At 52.4% G+C, this 23,475-nt stretch carries 19 protein-coding genes; 11 read left to right on the forward strand and 8 right to left on the reverse strand.

What is annotated here, in order from left to right; genetic code table 11:
• The gene (aspS, locus tag ACVXHP_RS06455; RefSeq protein ID WP_447571080.1) at positions 1-1,773 is read right to left on the reverse strand and encodes an aspartate--tRNA ligase; all 1,773 of its coding nucleotides are present in this window, start codon (positions 1,771-1,773) and stop codon (positions 1-3) included.
• A 266-nt stretch (positions 1,774-2,039) separates the two neighbouring features.
• Between aspS and ACVXHP_RS06460 the strand changes: the two genes are divergently transcribed.
• From ACVXHP_RS06460 to cmoB, 5 genes are read left to right on the forward strand one after another with little or no spacing between them, the layout of a single operon-like run.
• Entirely contained in the window at positions 2,040-2,606 is a 567-nt protein-coding gene (locus ACVXHP_RS06460; RefSeq protein ID WP_200006099.1) for a hydrolase, read from the forward strand.
• Positions 2,603-3,421 (forward strand): DUF72 domain-containing protein, encoded by an 819-nt coding sequence (locus ACVXHP_RS06465; RefSeq protein ID WP_447571081.1) that lies wholly within the window; start codon positions 2,603-2,605, stop codon positions 3,419-3,421. The genes ACVXHP_RS06460 and ACVXHP_RS06465 overlap by 4 nt, the downstream gene beginning before the upstream one ends.
• Before the next feature lie 51 nt (positions 3,422-3,472).
• Positions 3,473-3,868 carry an MAPEG family protein gene (locus ACVXHP_RS06470; RefSeq protein WP_003833847.1) on the forward strand — a complete coding sequence of 132 codons (396 nt, stop codon included), beginning with the start codon at positions 3,473-3,475 and terminating at the stop codon, positions 3,866-3,868.
• Positions 3,869-3,908: 40 nt separating this feature from the next.
• Positions 3,909-4,652, forward strand: a complete 744-nt coding sequence (gene cmoA, locus ACVXHP_RS06475; RefSeq protein WP_200006097.1) for a carboxy-S-adenosyl-L-methionine synthase CmoA — start codon at positions 3,909-3,911, stop codon at positions 4,650-4,652.
• Positions 4,649-5,617, forward strand: coding sequence for a tRNA 5-methoxyuridine(34)/uridine 5-oxyacetic acid(34) synthase CmoB (gene cmoB, locus ACVXHP_RS06480; RefSeq protein WP_200006096.1), 969 nt, complete (start codon positions 4,649-4,651; stop codon positions 5,615-5,617). The genes cmoA and cmoB overlap by 4 nt, the downstream gene beginning before the upstream one ends.
• A gap of 231 nt (positions 5,618-5,848) precedes the next feature.
• Here cmoB and cutC read toward each other — a convergent pair whose 3' ends face one another.
• Entirely contained in the window at positions 5,849-6,595 is a 747-nt protein-coding gene (gene cutC, locus ACVXHP_RS06485; RefSeq protein ID WP_447571082.1) for a copper homeostasis protein CutC, read from the reverse strand.
• A gap of 2 nt (positions 6,596-6,597) precedes the next feature.
• Positions 6,598-7,164, reverse strand: coding sequence for a VOC family protein (locus ACVXHP_RS06490; RefSeq protein ID WP_447571083.1), 567 nt, complete (start codon positions 7,162-7,164; stop codon positions 6,598-6,600).
• A 238-nt stretch (positions 7,165-7,402) separates the two neighbouring features.
• On the opposite strand from ACVXHP_RS06490, the gene argS reads away from it, so the two are divergent.
• Positions 7,403-9,136, forward strand: coding sequence for an arginine--tRNA ligase (argS, locus tag ACVXHP_RS06495; RefSeq protein ID WP_447571084.1), 1,734 nt, complete (start codon positions 7,403-7,405; stop codon positions 9,134-9,136).
• Positions 9,137-9,422: 286 nt separating this feature from the next.
• Positions 9,423-11,360 (forward strand): penicillin-binding protein 2, encoded by a 1,938-nt coding sequence (gene mrdA / locus ACVXHP_RS06500; protein WP_447571085.1) that lies wholly within the window; start codon positions 9,423-9,425, stop codon positions 11,358-11,360.
• On the opposite strand, the gene bglB is transcribed toward mrdA, so the two are convergent.
• The 5 genes from bglB to flhB all read right to left on the reverse strand — a co-directional run bounded on the left by bglB (position 11,332) and on the right by flhB (position 17,935).
• Entirely contained in the window at positions 11,332-12,471 is a 1,140-nt protein-coding gene (gene bglB, locus ACVXHP_RS06505; RefSeq protein ID WP_447571086.1) for a beta-galactosidase BglB, read from the reverse strand. The genes mrdA and bglB overlap by 29 nt on opposite strands.
• The gene (locus tag ACVXHP_RS06510; protein WP_316129030.1) at positions 12,472-14,058 is read right to left on the reverse strand and encodes an MFS transporter; all 1,587 of its coding nucleotides are present in this window, start codon (positions 14,056-14,058) and stop codon (positions 12,472-12,474) included.
• A gap of 262 nt (positions 14,059-14,320) precedes the next feature.
• Complete coding sequence (gene flhE, locus ACVXHP_RS06515) at positions 14,321-14,713, reverse strand: flagellar protein FlhE (RefSeq protein WP_447571087.1); 393 nt, start codon at positions 14,711-14,713, stop codon at positions 14,321-14,323.
• Positions 14,713-16,791, reverse strand: a complete 2,079-nt coding sequence (gene flhA, locus ACVXHP_RS06520) for a flagellar biosynthesis protein FlhA (RefSeq protein ID WP_006684120.1) — start codon at positions 16,789-16,791, stop codon at positions 14,713-14,715. Before flhA ends, flhE begins: the two co-directional genes overlap by 1 nt.
• Entirely contained in the window at positions 16,784-17,935 is a 1,152-nt protein-coding gene (gene flhB, locus ACVXHP_RS06525; protein WP_200006091.1) for a flagellar biosynthesis protein FlhB, read from the reverse strand. Before flhB ends, flhA begins: the two co-directional genes overlap by 8 nt.
• Before the next feature lie 500 nt (positions 17,936-18,435).
• On the opposite strand from flhB, the gene ACVXHP_RS06530 reads away from it, so the two are divergent.
• The 4 genes from ACVXHP_RS06530 (at position 18,436) to ACVXHP_RS06545 (ending at position 23,459) form a co-directional block, all read left to right on the forward strand.
• A complete protein-coding gene (locus ACVXHP_RS06530; protein WP_316129034.1) occupies positions 18,436-19,011 on the forward strand; it encodes a fimbrial protein in 576 nt (191 codons plus the stop codon).
• Between the two features lie 78 nt (positions 19,012-19,089).
• On the forward strand, positions 19,090-19,785 hold the full coding sequence (locus ACVXHP_RS06535; protein WP_447571088.1) for a fimbrial biogenesis chaperone: 696 nt from the start codon (positions 19,090-19,092) through the stop codon (positions 19,783-19,785).
• Positions 19,785-22,313 (forward strand): fimbria/pilus outer membrane usher protein, encoded by a 2,529-nt coding sequence (locus tag ACVXHP_RS06540; RefSeq protein WP_316129036.1) that lies wholly within the window; start codon positions 19,785-19,787, stop codon positions 22,311-22,313. Before ACVXHP_RS06535 ends, ACVXHP_RS06540 begins: the two co-directional genes overlap by 1 nt.
• A gap of 186 nt (positions 22,314-22,499) precedes the next feature.
• Positions 22,500-23,459, forward strand: coding sequence for a fimbrial protein (locus ACVXHP_RS06545; protein ID WP_447571089.1), 960 nt, complete (start codon positions 22,500-22,502; stop codon positions 23,457-23,459).
• The last annotated feature ends 16 nt before the right edge of the window (positions 23,460-23,475 follow it).

The raw sequence follows: 23,475 nt of genomic DNA on the forward strand, positions 1-23,475 counted from the left end.
TCAGTTATTCTCGGCCTTCTTCACAACCTGAATGCTCAGTTCCGCCAGCGCAGCTTCGTTGGCGAAGCTTGGCGCTTCGGTCATCAGACACGCGGCTGCCGTCGTTTTCGGGAAGGCAATAACGTCGCGAATGTTATCAGTACCTGTCAGCAACATGGTCAGACGATCCAGACCAAACGCCAGGCCCGCATGCGGCGGTGTACCATATTTTAGCGCATCCAGCAGGAAGCCGAATTTCTCACGCTGCTCTTGCTCGTTAATGCCCAGAATGCCGAATACGGTCTGCTGCATGTCGCCGTTGTGAATACGGACGGAACCACCACCGACTTCATAGCCGTTGATAACCATATCGTAAGCATTGGCAACCGCATCTTCCGGCGCAGTTTTCAGCTCAGCAGCGGTCATATCTTTCGGCGAGGTGAACGGGTGGTGCATCGCGGTCAGACCGCCTTCACCATCGTCTTCAAACATCGGGAAGTCGATGACCCACAGCGGCGCCCATTTCGACTCGTCGGTAATGCTCAGATCTTTACCCAGTTTCAGACGCAGCGCGCCCATCGCGTCGGCAACCACTTTCTTGTTGTCGGCACCGAAGAAAATCATGTCGCCGTCTTGCGCACCGGTACGCGCCAGAATCGCTTCGACGATTTCTGCGTTCAGGAACTTAGCCACCGGGCTGGTGATACCTTCCAAGCCTTTCGCACGCTCGGTGACTTTGATGTAAGCCAGGCCTTTCGCGCCGTAGATCTTAATAAAGTTACCGTAATCGTCGATCTGCTTACGGCTTAAACTCGCACCGCCCGGTACGCGCAGGGCTGCGACACGGCCTTTCGGATCGTTCGCCGGACCAGAGAACACCGCGAACTCAACGTCTTTTACCAGATCGGCGACGTCAACCAGTTCCATTGGGTTACGCAAGTCTGGCTTATCGGAACCGTAACGGCGCTCAGCTTCGGCAAAGGTCATGATCGGGAAATCACCGAGATCCACACCTTTCACTTCCAGCCACAGATTCCGCACTAACGCTTCCATCACTTCACGCACCTGTGGCGCAGTCATGAAGGATGTTTCCACATCGATCTGGGTAAATTCAGGCTGACGGTCAGCACGTAAGTCTTCATCACGGAAGCATTTTACGATCTGATAGTAGCGGTCAAAGCCAGACATCATCAGCAGCTGTTTGAACAGCTGAGGAGACTGCGGCAGCGCGTAAAACTTGCCTTTATGGACGCGGGAAGGCACCAGATAGTCGCGCGCGCCTTCCGGCGTTGCTTTGGTCAACATCGGGGTTTCGATGTCGAGGAAACCGTGATCGTCCATAAAGCGACGAACCAGGCTGGTAATTTTGGCGCGTGTTTTCAGACGCTGCGCCATTTCAGGACGACGCAGATCCAGATAACGATACTTCAGACGCGCTTCTTCGGTATTGACGTGGTTAGAGTCCAGCGGCAGTGAGTCTGAGCGGTTGATAATGATCAGATCGGATGCCAGTACTTCAATTTCGCCAGTCGCCATATCGGCATTGACGTTTTTCGCATCACGCGCACGCACGGTGCCCGTAACCTGGATGCAGAACTCATTACGCAGTTCGGAGGCCAGCTTTAACGCGTCCGCACGGTCCGGATCGAAAAATACCTGCACGATACCTTCGCGGTCGCGCATATCGATAAAGATCAGGCTACCAAGATCACGACGACGGTTGACCCAACCACACAGAGTCACCTGCTGCCCCTCGTGGGACAGACGTAGCTGCCCGCAATATTCTGTACGCATGAGATATCCCTTAACTTTGCCGCAGGCGGATTGTCACCTGTCTCGCAGATGACGAAGTCGCAGCTTTAGCTGAATGTCACAACTGAATGAAAAAAGGCGGCTATTATACTGGAAATTCTGCCGCACGATAAGTCCGGTACTGACTGTACGCCTGTTTCCTCGACGGGCATTGCGTAATCTCACAAAAAATAACAAAAATTGTCGCCCCTTTCACACTGATTCGCGATTAAGGTGTAACGGAATTCTTATTTTTTACTGGAGTGACCATGCTGGAACTGAACGCAAAAACAACCGCCCTTGTCGTTATTGACTTACAGGAAGGGATCCTGCCTTTCGCTGGCGGACCACATACGGCACACGATGTGGTTGCCCGCGCCGCACGGTTGGCGGAAAAATTTCGTGCTAAGGGTTCTCCAGTAGTGATGGTGCGCGTTGGCTGGTCTGACGATTATGCAGAAGCGCTGAAACAACCGGTTGATGCCCAGGCACCGGCCAAAGCGTTACCCGACAACTGGTGGGATTACCCGCAAGCTCTGGGCAAATGCGCCAGCGATCTGGAAGTCACCAAACGTCAGTGGGGCGCGTTCTACGGTACTGACCTCGAGCTACAATTGCGCCGCCGGGGTGTCGATACCATCGTCCTGTGCGGCATCTCCACGAACATTGGCGTGGAATCCACCGCGCGAAACGCGTGGGAGCTAGGTTTTAATCTGATCGTTGCGGAAGATGCCTGTAGCGCCGCCAGTGCTGACCAGCATCAAGGCAGCATGACACATATTTTCCCACGCATTGCGCGCGTTCGCAGCGTGGACGAGATCCTGCAAGCGTTATGATCTATATCGGCTTACCCCAGTGGTCGCACCCGAGGTGGGTGCGACTTGGGATCACCAGCCTGGAAGAGTATGCCCGCCACTTCAACTGTGTCGAGGGCAACACCACGCTGTATGCGCTGCCAAAAGCCGAGATTGTCACCCGCTGGCATGCGCAAACCACCGATGCGTTTCGATTTTGTTTTAAGTTTCCGGCCACCATTTCACATCAGGCCGCATTGCGTAACTGTGATGATTTGGTGCAGGAATTTTTTACGCGCATGTCGCCGCTGGAAGCGCGCATTGGGCAATACTGGTTGCAATTACCCGCCACCTTTGGCCCACACGACCTGTCCGCTTTGTGGCCGTTTCTCGATGCGCTCCCCAAATCCTTTACCTACGGTGTCGAAGTTCGCCATCCGGGCTTCTTTGCCAAAGGCGAAGAAGAGCAGCAACTGAATCGCGGCCTGCATGAGCGAGGTGTAAACCGGGTGATCTTAGACAGTCGCCCGGTGCATGCCGCCATCCCGCATACTGAAGCGATACGCGAGGCCCAGCGTAAGAAACCGAAGGTTCCGGTTCATGCAGTGGTAACTGCCACTCATCCGATGGTGCGTTTTATCGGTAGCGATAATATGGCGCAAAACCGGCAGTTATTTGCCGTTTGGTTAAGCAAACTGTCGCTGTGGCAACAGTCCACGACGCCGTATTTATTTTTGCATACGCCGGATATCGCGCAGGCCCCGGAGCTGGTAGACACGTTATGGGCGGATTTACGTAGCGCCCTGCCAGAGATCGGATCAGCACCGTCTATTCCACAGCAATCTTCTCTTTTCTGAAATTGCCACCTATCATAGACAGTGCCATCTGCCATTTTAAAGGGAGTTTGTATGGTAAGCGCGCTTTATGCCGTATTGGGTGCGTTATTGTTAATAAAGTTCTCATTTGACGTCGTTCGCCTGCGTATGCAGTACCGCGTTGCCTATGGTGACGGTGGTTTTAGCGAACTGCAAAGCGCTATCCGTATTCATGGTAATGCGGTGGAATATATTCCTGTCGCGTTAGTGCTGCTGTTATTTATGGAAATGAACGGCGCAGAAACGTGGATGGTGCATATTTGCGGACTGATGTTGATTGCCGGACGACTGATGCATTACTACGGATTCCACCACCGGCTTTTCCGCTGGCGGCGTTCAGGCATGAGCGCGACCTGGTGTTCGCTGTTGCTAATGGTGCTGGCGAATCTCTGGTATATGCCCTGGGAGTTGGTTTTCTCCCTGCATTAGCGCACAATACGCCACTTTATTTTTCCCGGATTTTTACGTTATGTCTCACCGCGACACGCTTTTTTCTGCGCCTATCGCCAGTCTGGGTGACTGGACCTTTGATGAACGGGTAGCTGAAGTCTTCCCGGATATGATCCAGCGTTCCGTTCCCGGCTACTCCAATATCATTTCGATGATTGGCATGCTGGCCGAACGTTTCGTCCAACCCAACACACAGGTCTACGATCTCGGCTGCTCTCTGGGCGCGGCGACGCTCTCGGTGCGTCGCAATATTCATCACGAGAATTGCAAAATTATTGCCGTTGATAATTCCCCGGCGATGGTTGAGCGCTGCCGTCGTCATATTGACGCTTATAAGGCCCCTACCCCGGTTGAAGTCATCGAAGGCGATATTCGCGACATTACTCTCGAAAACGCCTCGATGGTGGTGCTGAATTTTACCCTGCAGTTCCTTGAGCCACCTGAGCGCCAGGCATTGTTGGATAAGATTTATCAGGGACTGAATCCCGGCGGCGCGCTGGTGCTGTCGGAAAAATTCAGTTTCGAAGACGCTCAAGTTGGCGAGCTGCTGTTCAACATGCACCACGACTTCAAACGCGCAAATGGTTATAGCGAACTGGAAATCAGCCAGAAGCGCAGCATGCTGGAAAACGTGATGCTGACCGACTCCGTAGAAACACACAAAGCGCGACTGCATCAGGCGGGCTTTGAGCACAGCGAATTGTGGTTCCAGTGCTTCAACTTTGGATCTCTGGTGGCGCTGAAAGCTGAGGGTTGCGCATGATCGATTTTGGTAACTTTTATCAGTTGATTGCCAAAAATCACCTTTCCCATTGGCTGGAAACGCTCCCGGCGCAAATCGCCACCTGGCAGCGCGATCAGCATGGCTTATTTAAGCAGTGGTCGAACGCGGTGGAATTTTTGCCGGAGTTAACGCCATATCGCCTGGACTTACTGCATAGCGTCACCGCAGAAAGCGAACAACCGCTCAGCGACGGTCAGCTCAAACGCATCGATACTTTGATGCGGAACCTGATGCCATGGCGTAAAGGGCCATACTCGCTGTACGGCGTCAATATCGATACCGAATGGCGCTCAGACTGGAAATGGGATCGCGTCCTGCCGCATTTATCAGATCTTACCGGCCGTACCATTCTCGATGTCGGCTGCGGCAGCGGATATCACATGTGGCGCATGATTGGCGCGGGGGCGCATCTGGCGGTTGGCATCGATCCTACGCAACTGTTCCTGTGCCAGTTCGAAGCGGTGCGTAAACTGCTGGGCAACGATCAGCGTGCGCATCTGCTGCCGCTGGGTATTGAACAGCTCCCGGCGCTCAACGCCTTTGATACCGTGTTCTCCATGGGCGTGCTGTATCATCGACGTTCACCGCTGGAACACCTGTGGCAGTTGAAAGATCAGCTGGTTAAAGACGGTGAACTGGTACTGGAAACGCTGGTAGTCGAGGGTGATGAAAATACCGTACTGGTGCCAGGTGACCGCTACGCGCAGATGCGTAACGTCTATTTTATCCCGTCTGCGTTGGCGCTAAAAAACTGGCTGGAAAAATGCGGATTTGTTGATGTACGCATCGCCGATGTCTGCGTCACCACCACCGAAGAGCAGCGCCGTACCGAGTGGATGATAACCGAATCGCTGGCCGATTTCCTCGATCCGAACGACCACAGTAAAACGGTGGAAGGCTATCCCGCCCCATTACGCGCGGTATTGATTGCGCGTAAACCCTAGTTATTTTTGACTGGTGGCACATTTTCTCCAAAATAGTTCGGTTTGCGACAAGGCGGCGACGCAGCAAATCCCCGGGAGCGTAGATAACTACGTGACCGGGGTGCGCGAGGAAAGCCAACGCAGTAGCAGACCGAAATATGCAGGAGAAGGATAAAAAAAGGCCCCTGTTGAAATTGCAGGGGCCTGGTACGAGCAAGCATCATATTGGGCGACATGATGCAACGGTAAAAATCAGCTGGCCTGATGGCGTGCTATGATTGCTTTCATTTCAGCAACCGCCGCTCCGTCTACCGCATAGCGAGAATACTCATCCGCCTGCGTATCCGAAGACATCGACAACCCCGAATTGCGATAACGCATTGGGGAAGCCAGCCATACTCCGGCAGAACTATGGACTTCCTGCACTCCAGCATCCAGGAACAGGGACAAATTCGAGGCGCGAACCCCCGCTCCGGCCATAATGATTGGAGCACCCGCCTGCGCAATAAGTTCCATTATTTTTGTTAAACCTTGCACTGCATCTGATTTTTGCCCGGAAGTCAGTACCCTGGCGATGCCCAGTTCAGCTAATTTTTGTAGCGCATTGAGTGGGTTAGCGCACATATCAAAGGCCCGATGAAAAGTGACATTCAGCGGGCCAGCTGCGACCATTACTTTCTCCATGCGCGGCATATCGACATCGCCATCCGCATCTAAAATACCGGTCACCAGCCCTGAGAATCCCAGATCTCTGACCATCGCAATATCATCCAGCATTGCCGCAAATTCACCGTCGGTATAACAAAAATCCCCTCCACGCGGGCGGATAATCGGGTTAACGGGAATAGCAACGTGCTGGCGAACCGAACGCAATACGCCCAATGACGGCGTTAAGCCCCCTTCTTTGGGGGCCGAGCAAAGCTCAATGCGATCCGCGCCGTTTTGCTGCGCCGTAAGCGCGCATTCCATGCTGTAACAGCAAACTTCCAGTAAGGCCATGTTCACTCCTGTCGCTCACTTGCCACAATGGTTTCAATCGACCACGGATGAAATTTTATCGTCACGCTGCCATCGCTGACCGCCAGCGTAGGATTCGGTAAACGCTCCCGCTCTCCTTGCGGTGAGCTGGTTTTCACAAAAATGCCCGGCTGACTCAGGCCTTGATCGGAAAGCAGCGCCAACGCACGCGCATTCAGCGTTTGCGCATCGCCCGGCAGGACAATCTCAATATGCTCCCAACCTTCATGCGGATAACGCTTTTCGCCCGGCCACGGCAGTTCTACGATGGAAAATGCCCAGTGCAGTACGCAAACCGGCTCATGGAGTTTGAACAGGCAAATGGGTCTGCCATTGATGATGTTCTCTGACAATAATTCACCGCTCTGCTCAAATCCACGACGCCAGCGCTCTGCGGTAGTATTTTGATGGCAACGCAAAGAAATGTGATCGGCTTCAAGCGGTGTGACATCCAGACCAAGACGGGTGGAAAGTTCTGTTAACGCCTGCGTGAAATGCGGTAAATCTGCGGAAATATCATGCAGTTCTGCAACTGTTTGCCAGTTCGCCATAATAAAAGCTCATATCCATGTTCAAAGCCGCTAATTTACCCTGTTGCGCTACGCCATCCAACCGCTGTTTTTTTCGAACGCAATATGCATAATTATACGTAATTGCGTTGCTTTCATTTCCGACAGAGCACAGTACTCGCGATGCTGACGACAACGGGCATTTGCAGTATACTCCCGCCCTTAATTCTTAAACTGGCGCGGTGAATTTTATCCCGCTTCATAAATGTAAGGTATTCCGGTGAATATTCAGGCTCTTCTCTCAGAAAAAGTCAGTCAGGCCATGATTGCTGCAGGCGCGCCTGCAGATTGCGAACCACAGGTTCGTCAGTCAGCAAAAGTACAGTTCGGTGACTATCAGGCCAACGGCATGATGGCTGTCGCTAAAAAACTGGGTATGGCGCCGCGACAACTGGCTGAGCAGGTGCTGACTCATTTGGATCTCAACGGGATTGCCAGCAAGGTTGAAATTGCTGGCCCAGGCTTTATCAATATTTTTCTCGATCCGGCATTTCTGGCGCAGCATGTTCAGCAGGCGCTGACCTCCGATCGTCTGGGCGTTACCCAACCGGCTAAACAAACCGTTGTTGTTGATTACTCCGCGCCTAACGTAGCGAAAGAGATGCACGTGGGTCACCTGCGTTCCACCATCATCGGTGACGCTGCGGTGCGTACGCTGGAGTTCCTTGGCCACAATGTTATTCGCGCTAACCACGTCGGCGACTGGGGTACCCAGTTCGGTATGCTGATCGCGTGGCTGGAAAAACAGCAGCAGGAAAACGCCGGAGAGATGGCTCTGGCTGACCTTGAAGGTTTCTACCGTGATGCGAAAAAACATTACGACGAAGATGAAGCCTTCGCAGAACGCGCCCGTAGCTATGTTGTTAAACTGCAAGGCGGCGACGAGTACTTCCGTGAGATGTGGCGCAAACTGGTCGACATTACCATGTCACAGAACCAGTTAACTTACGACCGCCTGAACGTCACGCTGACCCGTGACGATGTCATGGGTGAAAGCCTGTACAACCCGATGCTGCCTGGTATCGTGGCCGATCTGAAAGCTAAGGGGCTGGCCGTTGAGAGCGAAGGCGCTATCGTCGTATTCCTTGATGAGTATAAGAACAAGGAAGGCGAACCGATGGGCGTTATCATTCAGAAGAAAGATGGCGGTTATCTCTACACCACCACCGATATCGCCTGCGCCAAGTATCGTTACGAAACGCTGCATGCCGACCGCGTTCTCTATTACATCGATTCCCGTCAGCATCAGCACTTAATGCAGGCCTGGACCATCGTCCGTAAAGCCGGCTATGTGCCAGATTCCGTACCGCTGGAACACCACATGTTCGGTATGATGCTGGGCAAAGACGGTAAGCCGTTCAAAACCCGCGCAGGCGGCACGGTTAAACTGGCCGATCTGCTGGATGAAGCGCTGGAGCGTGCGCGTCGTCTGGTGGCTGAGAAGAACCCGGACATGCCTGCCGATGAGCTGGAAAAGCTGGCGAACGCGGTCGGTATCGGCGCGGTGAAATATGCGGACTTGTCCAAAAACCGTACCACTGACTACATCTTCGACTGGGACAATATGCTGGCGTTCGAAGGCAACACCGCGCCGTACATGCAGTATGCCTACACCCGCGTACTGTCCGTGTTCCGTAAAGCGGATATCGACGAGGGCGCGCTGGCAAATGCGCAGGTCATTATCCGTGAAGATCGCGAGGCCCAACTGGCTGCGCGTCTGCTGCAGTTTGAAGAAACGCTCACCGTCGTGGCCCGTGAAGGTACGCCGCACGTGATGTGTGCCTACCTGTACGACGTAGCGGGTCTGTTCTCCGGCTTCTACGAGCATTGTCCTATCCTCAGCGCTGAGAACGAAGATATTCGTAACAGCCGCCTGAAGCTGGCGCAACTGACAGCGAAAACCCTGAAGCTGGGTCTGGATACGCTGGGTATCGAAACCGTAGAACGTATGTAATCACCTCGAGTGATGTGAAAACCCGCGCTATGTCGCGGGTTTTTTATTTTCCCGAATGACCGCCCTCGTAGGCCTGATAAGCGCAGCGCCATCAGGCGGTAAGGCACACCTTACCGGATGGCGGCGTGAACGCCTTATCCAGCCTACGAGAAAAGGCTACGTTAACTGTAATTTGTAACAACTCACAAGGAATGACACATTTCCGTAGAGAGATGGAACATTTTTTGCCTGTCATCCCGTTTGAGCCTCCGTATCATTAGGCGGCGAATTAATCGGGTACGGGTCAATGACATTCAGAGATTTTGAGGCGGAAGAAAAACTCTTCCAGCGGCGTGTAATAGTGGCCTTTGGCCTGGTGGTCATCTGTTTTGGCATCCTGATTTACAATCTCTACAACCTACAAATCCGTCAGCACCAGTATTACACCACCCGGTCGGATGCAAACGACATCAAAATGCTGCCTGTCGCCCCAACGCGAGGCATGATTTACGATCGCAATGGCATCCCGCTGGTGCGCAACGTAACCTGGTACGACATTTCCGTTACGCCATATAAAATCAGCGATATGGATGCCCTAATCAGGCAGCTAACGCCGATCGTTGACCTCACCCCGGATGACATTGACCAGTTCCGCCATGAGCTGAAATCCAGCAGCCGTTATCGCCCGGTAGTGCTAAAAAATGCGCTGACCGATGTAGAAATCGCCCGCTTCTCGGTTAACCAGTTTCATTTCAGTGGCGTCAATATCAATAGCTATGAAGACCGCCAGTACCCCTATGGCGCCGCACTGGCGCATGTCCTTGGCTATGTGTCAAAAATCAACGACAACGATCTGAAAGCACTGGATAAAAAAGGTCTGGCAGAAAACTACGCCGCCGATCACAACATCGGCAAGCAGGGTATTGAGCACTATTACGAAAACGAACTGCATGGAAAAACCGGTTATCAGGAGGTGGAAGTCGATAACCATGGACGCATTGTCCGCTTGATAAAGGATGTGCCGCCCGTCGCCGGGAAAGATATTCACCTGACGCTGGACCTACATTTACAGCAATACATTGAGAGTCTGCTGGCGGGCCAGCGTGCGGCAGTACTGGTGGAAGATCCGCACGACGGTTCCGTGCTGGCGATGGTCTCAAATCCCAGCTATGACCCCAATCCGTTTGTCAAAGGCATCAGCTATCAGGACTATAACAAGCTGTTGCAGGATAAAGACCTGCCTTTAATCAACCGCGTCACGCAGGGGCTGTATCCTCCTGCCTCCACGGTCAAACCTTACATGGCGATGTCAGCGTTACTGAACGGCGTCATCACCCCGCAGACCAGTTTCTTCGGCGCCCCCACCTGGACGCTACCCGGCACCGAGCGGCATTATCGTGACTGGAAAAAAACCGGCCATGGTATGCTGGACGTCACCAAAGCGATTGAAGAATCCGCCGACACCTTCTTCTATCAGGTGGCGTATATGATGGGGATCGACCGGATTAATAGCATGCTCAGCCAGTTTGGTTACGGTAAGCCGACTGGTATCGATCTTGATGAGGAGTATAACGGCCTGCTCCCGAGCCGCGAATGGAAGCAGAAAGTACATAAAAAAGCATGGTATCAAGGGGATACCATTTCTGTCGGCATCGGCCAGGGCTACTGGATTGCCACGCCAATCCAGATGGTAAAGGCTATGGTAGCACTGATTAACAACGGCAAAGTCATCGCCCCCCACCTGCTACTCGATGAAGAAAGCGGCAAAACCCTCATTCCATACCAGGCTCCTGAAGCACCGTCGCAAATCGCTTCTGCGTCGTCACCCTACTGGGGGCTGGTGCGTCAGGCGATGTTCGGCATGGCAAATGAACCAAACGGTACCGGGTATAAGTTCTTTCACACCGCACCTTACGGCATTGCGGCGAAAAGTGGCACATCGCAGGTCTTCAGCCTGAAAGAAAATCAGACCTACAATGCGAAAATGATTCCGGTCCGTTTGCGCGACCATGTGTTTTATACCGCATTTGCGCCCTATAAGAACCCGAAAGTCGCCGTGGCGTTAATCCTCGAAAACGGCGGCAGCGACGGCGTAACCGCCGCACCGGTCATGCGGCAAATCATGGATCATCTGTTTGCGCCGCAGGATAATGCCGCGCAAACAGAGGTGACTCAACAATCAGGTCCGTTAGCGGCAGCCCCCTCTGCCATCGCGATCAAAAATACTTACGCAAGTATTCGGTAAGGCACAGCATCGCCATGGCCTGTCCATATGGCATGGAGGTCCGTGGGATATTGCGGTAAAAATCGAGATTGTGCCCCATTCCGGTACCAAACGAGGTGTGTAACAATTCACCTTCTGGTGAGATATGTTGCACAATGCCTCTGATGGCTTTTTCGGCCACCGCAGCATACTCTTGACCGACATAGCGTTTACGTACCGCTTTGAGGATCCCATACGCAAATCCGGCGGTGGCTGACGCTTCCAGATACGACTGCGGATCGTCCAGCAGGGTGTGCCACAACCCACTGTCATCCTGGCACTTAGCCAGCGCCGCGATTTGCGCGTGCAGAACCTGCACCAGATAGCGGCGAACGGCATTGTTTTCTGGTAAATCGAGCAGTTCGAGGAAGTCCGGGATCACGATAGTTAACCAGCTGTTACCACGCGCCCAGCGGGCGTTGGCAAAATTATGCTGCCCTTCATAGCTCCAGCCGTGGAACCACAGCCCCGTTTCTTTATCCATCAGGTTCTGCACATGCAGCAGGAACTGATAGGTTGCCTCTTCAATATATTCTGGACGGTTGAGCAACTTGCCGATTTTCGCCAGTGGCAAAACCGTCATCATCAGCGTGTCATCCCACATTTGCTGATGATTCTCTTCCGCCAGCGTAATGTGCTGCATACCGCCGAATTTGGTACGCGGCATTTCATGCATTGCCCACTCAGCCCAGCTGTCGAGCCACGGCAGATACGCGGGGTTACGCGTCTCTTCATAGCGATACGCCAGCGTTAAAAACGGCGCCATGGTGTTAACGTTTTTGGTGGTCGCACCTTCAGCAAAGCGTTCGGCAAACCAGCTGTCGATAATATCGCGCATCGTTTCATCACCGGTTTGCTGATAATACTGATGCATCCCGTACAGACCGACGCCGTGCGTCCACTCCCATCCCGCCCAGCCTTTGGTATCAATAACGCGTCCGTCGTCCAGACGCAGCAGGAATTCGCCCGTCTCATCATGAATATTGACCAGGTTATGCGTCACCTTTTTGATCAACGTTTTTAATTCATCCCTGGCAATAAAATGGTCAGATTGTCGCAATAACGGGCTGTGTTTAACCGGGTAAACAATCATTTACTTCACCTCTGTCAATGTCGAATTCAATGCGGCACCCTTTTCCAGTTTCGGTGCTGCAGGTTTATTACGATTCAGGTAACCAATATTGTTGTTGCCCCAAAGTGACTCATATGGCATGCCCGACAGCATCTCTACGGTAGCGCGGCCTTCGGCGGAGAGCCCTTCCGGCACGGTGCGTCCCGACTCCCGCATTTTTGCGGTCTCTTCACGCAGGGTACTGTGAGTTTGCAGGTTCAGTTTGAAACGTAAGGAAACCAGGAAACCCAGCGCCAGAACAATTAGCGTACCGCAGCTCAGAATTAACAGAATGGTATGGCTGACCGCCGCGGGTTGTACGCTGTGACCGGAGACAAAACCGGACATCTGCATGACAATCCCTACCAGCATCACCGCTCCCGCCTGCGACGCCTTACGCGTTAACGTCATAATGCCGGCAAAGATCCCTTCCCGACGCTGGCCAGTAATCACTTCGTCAACGTCGGCAATATAGGTGTAGGTATTCCAGGGTACATAATTAATCCCGCCGCGCCCCAGACCCGCAATGGCAGAGACCAGCAGCAACAGAGAATAAACATCGCTTAACCCGGCATAGTAAAGCAGCGCATAAGAGAGAGAACTCGCACCAAACAGGACCACGACCATCCGATATGATGGCGCGGGTCCAAAGCGGATACACAATGGGATCATGGCGATAACGGCAATGAACTGGAAGATAGCCATCGTTCCCAGCAGGTTTGACGCCATCGACGCTTCCTGCATCAGCACAAACACCACATAGTAAGTAAAGACGGCGTTAAAGACGTCCTGCGCTATATAGCCGCCGAGATACATTCCTAAATGCTGGCGGAAGATACGGATGCGCAGTGTTGAACTCAGTTCAACAAACAGGCGGTTCATGCTTTGGCTAAAGGTCAGCTTTTTCTTCTCTTCTTCGGCTCGCAGCGCGGCTTCAGTCCACTCAGCACGTGGGCGCTCCCAGGTAAAGAACCAGACGAAAGTCAGCATCAGCGCACACAGCACAGAGAACACCAGGCTGGCGTAGAAAAAAGACACCGGGTTATTTTTGCCAAACAGCGTCAGCAGAACGCCCGGTAAGAACGAGGCCAGAATAGCCGACATTTGCGCCATCGAAATACGCGCGCCGGAAAACTTGGTTTTCTGTTTAAAGTCATCGGTCATTTCGGGCACCAGCGTTTCATAGGGCACCAGAATCATGGTGTAAACCACGTCAAAAATCAGATAGGTCAGCAGGTAGTACCAGAATCCCATATCACCAACCCACATCAGCGAGTAGCTAAAGACACTGGGGATCCCCAACAGAATAAAAAACTTACGTCGCCCGAAGCGTTTACCGAGCCAGGTTGAACCAAAGTTATCGGTTAAAAAACCCATTAACGGGCTAACCACGGCATCCAGCACCCTGGCGGTGGCAAAAATGAAGGTCGCCTCGATGGGCGTCAGTCCACAAAACGTAGTGTAAAAATAGAGCAGCCAGGCGGCGGTTAATGCCGTGGTGCCTGCGCCTAAAAAATCTCCCGAACCGTAGGCAAAATAGTTAACCAATCCGATTTTACGTGTCTTCATTGCCGTTACCCCTGCACATTATTGGGAGGCCCCGCAATCCTCGCGTTGATTTTGGGCGTCCTTACAGGGTCACAGTAAAAGCTAACAGGAAGTGAAACCTTTCTGTTTCTGCCAGGGATTTGCACGAAATGGCAACAGCACAAAGAGTCCGGCAACGCATGTCACCTATTTTATAAAACGGCGTTTCTTTTTAATCAAACAGGTGGACTGGAATTGCGAAGCGGCCAGCAGTTTCTGCTGCTGGCCTGAATGAAGGAAGGTGTTAACGATAGTTCACAATCACCTGATTGCTCTGTACTTGTAAGGCGGGGATCAGGCGACCGCCGCCGGGAACTTCCCAGACAAAATGCATCGGTTCGATGGCGGGAACATTATTGAACCCGTTGGTGGTGCCACTTTGCCCGTCCAGCTCGACGCAGCGGGACTGAGAGCATAAACGCACACGTAACCCCGCAGGGGTTGGGCCATTAAGCGCATAGCGCCAGGCCACTAAGGTCATCAATCCCGAGACCGGCTGGCTGGGAACCAGAGGTGCAGAAGACGCTGACTGACCACGGTGGTTTAAGGTGATCCCCATTCCGCTCGCCTGCCACGCCCCTTCTCCGGCCGCCTGCGCCATCAAAGGAAAAAACAACAGCCACAGCAAGTTACGCATTATTTACCTCCAATGGTCGCCGTCATACGAATATGGCGGTTATCGGAAAGCTCCATGTTCGATAACACCACCAACTGCGGTATGCTGCGGCGTAAAAAGCGTGCCAGTAACGGGCGCAACGCGTGATTAACCAGCAATACCGGCGGCGCACCCAACATTTCCTGGCGTGAGAGCGCTTCCTGGGTTTGGGCCAGCAGCCTGTCTGCCAGACCAGGCTCCAGACCGCCGCCCCCTTGCAGCGCCTGCAGCAGCAGACGTTCAAGCGGGGTATCCAGGCCGATAACCTGAACCTCTTCATTACCCGGGAACCACTGCTGGGTGATGGCGCGCCCCAACGCAACACGGACTACCGCAGTAAGCTCATGCGGATCGTTTTGCAACGGCGCATGTTCAGCCAGCGTTTCGAGAATGGTACGCATATCGCGAATCGGTACTTTTTCGTCCAGTAAGTTCTGCAGCACTTTGTGCAGTGTGGTCAGCGTCACAACCCCAGGGACCAGATCTTCGGTGAGCTTTGGCATCTCCTGTGAGACGCGGTCCAGTAGCTGTTGCGCTTCCTGACGCCCGAACAGTTCAGCGGCAAACTGACCAATCAGGTGATTCAAATGCGTAGCGACAACGGTACTGGCCTCAACCACCGTAAAGCCCTGAATCTGCGCCTGTTCCTTCAATGCGCTCTCAATCCAAATAGCGTCCAGACCGAAAGCCGGATCGACCGTTTTCTCTCCCGGCAACGAACCTGCCGCCGTCCCCGGGTTAATCGCCAGCCAACGTCCGGGATAGGCATCCCCGCTGCCGATTTCCACCCCTTTCATCAGAATACGATAGCGGGCGGGTTGCAGATCCATATTGTCGCGGATGTGGACCACCGGCGGCAGGAAGCCCATATCCTGGGCAAATTTCTTCCGGATACTGCGAATTCGCCCCAGTAGCTCACCATCCTGCTGAAAATCCACCATTGGGATCAGGCGGTAACCCACCTCCATTCCCAGCGAATCCTCCAGTTGTACATCGTTCCAGGTGGCTTCCACCACAGAGTTATTTTCCGGCATTTTCACCGGCTGAGGTTCAGCAGGCGCTTTGAGTTCGCGACCACGCATCCACCAGGCGAGACCGAGTAATGCGGCGGTAAACATCAAAAATACCAGGTTTGGCATACCCGGTACCAGGCCCAGTAAACCCAGCACCGCTGCACTAAGCAGCATCACGCTTGGATTACTGAACAGTTGGGTCACCATCTGCTCGCCTACATCCTGGTCGGTACTCACGCGGGTCACAATAACACCCGCCGCTGTTGAGATAACCAGCGCGGGGATCTGCGCGACCAGGCCGTCACCGATAGTCAGCAAGGTATAGCTTTCCGCTGCGCTTCCCATACTCATGCCATGCTGTAACACCCCGACCAACAGGCCGCCGACGACGTTGATCACCATGATCAAAATACCGGCGATGGCATCTCCACGTACGAATTTACTCGCACCGTCCATCGAACCGTAAAAGTCCGCTTCCTGTGTGACTTCCGAACGCCGTTTTTTGGCTTCATCTTCGCCAATCAGTCCGGCATTCAAGTCGGCATCAATCGCCATCTGCTTGCCGGGCATACCATCCAGCACGAAGCGTGCGCCAACCTCAGCGATACGCCCAGCGCCTTTGGTGATAACCATAAAGTTAATAATGACAAGAATAACGAAGACCACGATACCGATGGCAAAGTTACCGCCCACCAGGAAGTGACCGAAGGCTTCGACCACCTTCCCTGCCGCCGCCGCACCGGTATGTCCTTCCATCAAAATGATACGCGTCGACGCGACGTTCAGGGCCAGGCGTAATAATGTGGTGAACAGCAAAATCGTCGGGAATGCGGCAAACTCAAGTGTGCGCTGAGTAAACATCGCAACCAGCAGCACCATGATCGACAGCGCAATGTTAAACGTGAACAGCAGATCGAGGATGAATGCCGGCAGCGGCAGTACCATCATCGACAGGATCAGCAGAATGAGGATCGGCCCGGCAAGGATTTGCCATTGCGTGGATTTCAGGTTGCCGGGCAGGCGCAGCATCGCGACCAGATTAGCCATCAGTATTCTTCTCGTTCATAAAATCCAGTGCGTCAGGCACCGGAAGGTTTTCAGGTTGTGGTGGCGGCTTGCCGCCTGCCAGACGCCAGCGTTTTAACTGCCATACCCATGCCAGCACTTCGGCAACGGCGGCATACAATTGCCCCGGGATTTGCTGGCCAATCTCTGCATGGCGATATAACGCACGCGCTAGCGGTGGTGCTTCTAAGGTTGGGACACGATGCTCGGCGCCAATCTCGCGAATGCGCAGCGCCACCAGCCCCGCGCCCTTGGCAACAACTTTTGGCGCGCTCATTTTGTTCTCGTCATACTGCAACGCCACTGAGTAGTGCGTGGGGTTGGTCACAATGACGTCCGCTTTCGGGACATCCGCCATCATGCGACGCTGCGCCGCCGCGCGCTGCATTTGGCGTATTTTGCCCTTAACGTGCGGATCACCTTCGCTTTGCTTAAATTCGTCACGGATATCCTGACGCGACATGCGCAGCTTTTTCAGATGGCTATAAATCTGGAAAAAAACGTCGAACCCGACCATGGGAATGACGCCCAGCACCACCAACAGCGCGCACATACCGACTAAATCCAGGGCGTTGCCCATCGCCGTAATCGGAGATTCCGCCATCAGCCTCATCATCTGAGGCCAGTTATGCCAGAGATAAAATCCGGCTACGCTTCCCACCAGCGTGGACTTCAGTATCGCTTTGAGCAGTTCAGCACCGGTTTGCGCGGAAAACATGCGTTTAATGCCCGGCAGCGGATTCAGCTTAGAGAACTTGGGTTGCAGAGATTTCCCACTGAAGATCAGGCCACCCAGCATCACGGGTGAGATCAATGCCACCAGAACGACGCCGGTAATCAACGGCAACAGCGCAATCATCGCGTCTTTAATCAGCAGAATGATTTGGCTGAGGATCAGATTTGGGTCATTGACCATACTGTGGTCAAATCGTAGCCCTGCCGACAGCATGCCAGCCAGTCTGCGAGCCAACGACTCTCCACCAATCCAGATAATGCACACACCCACCAGCAAAATAAGCAGTGAGGTCAGCTCTTTGGATCGGGGGATCTGCCCTTCTTCCCGTGCTTTTTCTAGTCGGTGGGGTGTGGGGGCTTCTGTTTTGTCGTCGTCGCTTTCTTCTGCCACAGTACGTGTTCTACGTGCTCGTTACCCATTACGTCTTACTTATCATGCCAGCATGACCCATAAGCAATGGCGAGAAAAAACCGTGCAATCATGCTCTTTTCGGGGTTTACCCGGCTGAAACAGCCTGCGTAATATCATCTCATCGTCGGTTAAAAACGCTATCACAGCATAATATTTATTAATTTCTGAATTAAGAAACATTAAAAAAATGCCATCACGACTTCTCCAATAGAACAAAGTAGAATAAAAAAATAGCAATTACGCCTAAGTTTTAGAAGATAGTAATATAAGAAACACTTAACATAATCACATTACTTATCACTCCTACCAGACTCAATAACAAAATAAATAACCATAAGTCTTAATTATAATTCACTTAACCCCAACCTACTCCACAACGATTAAAGCTCATGTATACTGGCGACCGAATAATATTATCATTGAGCTGCATCCATATTTTTATGGAATATAATGTTAACATTTACAGGGATAATCAAATCATGAAGATGAAAAAAGGCATTGTCTTTCTCGCGCTGCTATCAGCATATTCATTTAATGTATCAGGCGCAGAAATGAATGCCGGAACGATTCATTTTACCGGAGAAATTATTGAACCTAGTTGTATCATTGATGGGGATAATGGTAACGAAAGTACTATACCGCTGGGTACATGGCCGACATCATTATTTACCACTGTGGGTACAGAAACAGATCTGGTCGATGTCGATATTAAACTGACTGACTGTCCGGTGACGACTGACGGCCTGACCTCCGTGCAATTAACCTTTAACGGCCCTACTGTATTAACCAAGTCCAAAACGCTTCTTGACGTCAGTAAGATCACGACCGCAGGAGAGACAGCCGCTACCGGGATCGGCATTGCTCTTAGCCCAGCGAACTTACCATCAACGTTGCTGGCATTCGATGGCTCCGAAGGGCAAGTTTATATCCCACTATCAACAGAGTCCACCGACACCATCCAGGCTCACCTTCAGGCCCGCTATAAATCGTTCGCAAAAGAAGTCACCGCTGGCCCGGCTGATGCGGACATGACAATTAATATTTTGTATCGCTAACACTTCCTTTTTTACGCCTGGAATACTCCAGGCGCTCAATACCGTTGACAATATTTAATACTATTACGGGTCCATTTTATGCGTATCCTTATTATGGTAGCATTATTTCCCCCTCTATTTTACTCGTGTTTTTGTCCGGCGAGTGGAATTCAGGTTGGCCGCACGCGGATTATTTTTGATACTAATAAAAAAGAGGTCGCGTTGGCGTTGACCAATACTGACACACAACTGCCTTGGTTAATTCAATCGTGGACCGATACGGGGGATGAGAAAACGCGGGGACCTTTTATCATCACCCCGCCGCTTTTCCGTCTCGACGCGCAAAAAGAGCAGAGTCTGCGTATCACCTGGAACGGAACGCCGCTACCTGAGAATAAAGAATCACTGTTTTATATGAACGTGCGCACTATTCCTGCTACCGCCAAAGAGGATGAAAGTAAAAATATTCTTCGGCTAATCTATAAAACCCGTCTCAAACTGCTCTGGCGCCCTAAAAATATTACGGGTTCACCTGCACAAAGCTGCAAAAAGTTACAGTTTATGCGCTCAGGTAACCAGTTACAGGTAACGAATAATCACGCCTTCTATACGGTTTTCGATAGCTTACACTTGGGAGCAGTCTCACTTCCGAAGGCAGATATGGTGCCACCTTTCAGCACCGCCACTTTCCCATTACCCGAGCAGGCTAACGGTAAGCAGGTCACCTGGCATTGCATTACCGACTACGGAAATGCCTCACAACAATACTCAGCCACGTTAAGCAAGGGAGGTTAATGTTGCGACGTTCAACGTTTCCTTGTTCGAAGCTGTCGTTATTAATCCGCGGTCTTCTCAGCGTTGCATTTGTCGTTTCAGGCAACGCTCTCGCGCGAGAATACTCCTTTTCCTCTTCTTCACTGGAGGGCAACGAATTCTCACAACAGAATATCGATTTGTCGCTTTTCTCTCGCGAAAATGCGCAAATGCCCGGTACCTGGCCTTCACGACTACGGCTCAATAAGACATTGTTGGGGGAAGAACCGGTTACTTATAAAAGTGCCGCAGATGGTACGCTTCAGGCGCAAATCACGCCGGAAATGCTGCGCCGCTGGGGCGTTAAAATTGAGAACTATTCAGCACTTGCGGATGCGCCAGCGAATGTTCCTCTCCCACAGCCTTTGGGGTATTACATCCCACAAGCCTCATCATCTCTGGATTTTTCGGTGATGACGCTCAATATCAGCATGCCGCAGGCCGCCATTGCGAATTCGGCCTGGGACGGTATTGACCCGGCACTGTGGGATGACGGCGTCCCGGTTGTGTTTACAGATTACAGTTATTCAGGTTCACAGACCCGTGAGGGCAACCATAATACCTCTGACAGCCAGTACCTAAATCTGCGCAGCGGTCTCAACCTTGGCGGGTGGCGGGTACGCAATTACTCCACCTGGAGTAAATCCGAGGATGTCAACGCCTGGGATACCATCAATACCTATCTACAGCATGATATCGATGGCCTGCGCAGTCAGTTTACCGTGGGTGAAAACAACACCCGCGGCGATGTCCTCGACAGTATTCAGTACACCGGGGTAAATCTAGCCTCTGATGATGAAATGGTACCGTACAGCCAGCGCGGCTACGCTCCCGTGATACGCGGGATCGCCAGTTCAAATGCAGAAGTCTCCATCCGGCAAAATGGCTATTTGATCTATCAGCAAAACGTTGCCCCGGGGGCTTTTGAGATTTCCGATCTCTACTCTACCACCAACAGCGGCGATCTGGAGGTCACGGTAAAAGAAGCCGACGGCACAGAACATCATTTTACCCAACCCTACTCCAGCACCGCCGTGATGTTACGTCCCGGCAGGGTAAAATACGAAGTTACTGCGGCCCGTTACCGGGCGGCCAGCGGCAGCGACGAGAAAGAACCCGAATTCGCCCAGGCCAGTTTTATCTACGGTTTAAACAATGCCGCAACACTGTTCGGCGGAGCCACCTCTTCTGGTGATTATCAGGCTGCGAACGCCGGTATCGGCATTGCACTGGGCGATTTGGGCGCGCTCTCGGCTGATGTCACAGCAGCAAGAGCCTCGCTGGATAATGATCAAACAAGTTCTGGACAGTCGTATCGCCTGCTTTACTCGGGGAAGCTCGAGCGTACCGACACCAATTTCACGCTCGCAAGCTATCGCTACTCTACGCAGGGCTATTACAGCTTTAGTGATGCCAATAAAAAATATAGTGGCAATGAAGATGACCTGATGTTCAGCTATAACAAACGCAACCGAATTCAGGCCAGTATCAGTCAAACGTTGTTGGGCAGCAGCATTTATCTGAACGGTTATCAGCAGGATTACTGGGGAACCTCAGAGACGGAACGCAGCCTGTCCGCCGGGGTAAATACGACGATCAATAAGATTAGCTATCACCTGACTTATACCTACAGTAAAACCAGTGATGGGCCAGACGATCAAATGGTAGCCTTCGGGCTCAGCGTGCCACTCAGCCGCTGGCTGCCCAATGCTTGGTCGAGCTACAACGTCAGCAGCAGCAAGCATGGTTATACCCGCCATAATGTCGGCCTGAACGGCACACTACTTGACGATCAGCGTCTGAGCTACTCCTTGCAACAAAGCCACAGCAACCACGACGGCGAGGATACCAGCAGTATTTACAGCAGCTACCGCTCACAGTATGGCAATCTGAACGCTGGCTACTACACCTCGTCAGATAACTCGCAGCAGCTGAGTCTGGGTGCCAGCGGTGCGATAGTTGCCCATCCTCATGGCGTCACGCTCTCTCAACCGCTGGGCGATCAGTTCGCTATTGTCTCTGCACAAGGGGCAAAAGGTATCCGCTTTCAGAATCAGCGCGGTGTCCGAACCGACTGGCAGGGCAATGCGGTGATCCCCACCCTGACGCCGTATCAGAAAAACAGCATTCGTATTGATACCACCAGCCTGCCGGATGATGTTGATACCGATGCAACCGCCGCCACCGTCATTCCAAGCCGTAGCGCAGCGGTGGCGGCAAACTTTGTCGCCCACATTGGTTATCGGGCAATGCTCCATCTCACCGATACCAAGGGACAAGTGATTCCTTTTGGCGCGATGGTCTCCGTCGATGGTACTTCAATTCTCGGCATCGTTGATGATACCGGCACCGTCTACCTCGCAGGGGTTCCGGCAACTTTCAGCATAACTATTCAATGGGGTAAGGCTCAAGAACAGCAATACCATGCCAGCGTGGTCCTCCCTGAGCCCGAACACGTTGAGAATCTTGCAGGCATTTTCTCAACCCAAGCCATTTGCAAACAGGAATAACGTATGCGCCACATTTTTGCGGTCGTATTGACCTCAGTTCTCTTTATATTACCAGCCTCAGTCCAGGCGGCGATAACGCTGTTAACAAATTGCTTTGGAGCACCTGCTGACTATTCAGTGCAGTATGAACATGAACTCAGCAGCACAGAAAACATCATAAATTATTCATACGAAACGGGGAGTTACATGCCAGGTACCGGGCCGGAGATAGAAGCCAACTGTACCTGTCCCGCCAATACCACGTCAGCATCGACGATTATTGAATACAATTTCGCCGGTAGCCCGCTGACGGCAGGCGTCAGTGGATACGGAGTCTTAACAGAGAATCTGGATATCAAGGTTTCGGGATTTAATGACGCCATCGACAATCCCGATGGCACGGGGTTAAGTGAGATCAGAATCACCGAGTACCCCACCCCAATGGGCAATATGCCCGGAGAAAAGGCAATGCAAAAACAGACTGAAGGTACTGCTGACGTCTGTAACGATGAAACGCGACCGACCGGCGGCGCAACGATAAAGCGAAAGTTCAAGCCGAGCGTAATACGTTTTTATCTGTACATAAAAAAACCGATTCTGGGTGAAGAGATCATCAATCCAACGCTAGTCATGCAAAGCTATGCCTGTTTATATACAGGTAGTGGCTCTTGCCAGAACACCGATGCGCAACTGGTGTCCAATATCTGGCTGAGCGGCAAACTCACGGCCCCGCTCAGCTGTACGATTAATGCTGGAAGCACCATTGAGGTTGAGATGGGGAGTATTATCAGTAGCCAGTTTGTTAACCAGGGTCAACCGCCAAGAGGCTATACGCTGAAAGATGTCGATATCGCCTACCATTGTGACGGCCCTGCCATCGGCAACAGCGACAAAATTAAGCTGACGTTGACCGCCGATCAGGGCGTGGTAGAGGGTAGCCAGTCCTACATCGCTAAACTGATTGGCAGAAACGATCTCGGCATCAGAATGTTTGATGCAAATAATCAGAACGTAGTACTGGATGGTTCTGTGGACTTTCCTGTTACGCTGGATGAACAGGGAAATGGCACAATTAACATGACGGCTGCGCCGGTCTCTACCACCGCCAGCCGCCCGGAACCAGGGAGTTTTGAAGGCAACATGACCGTTAAAATGGATTTGCGCTGAGAACTTTTCCCCTCAG

The sequence above is a fragment of the Citrobacter freundii complex sp. 2025EL-00176 genome, assembly GCF_053309355.1.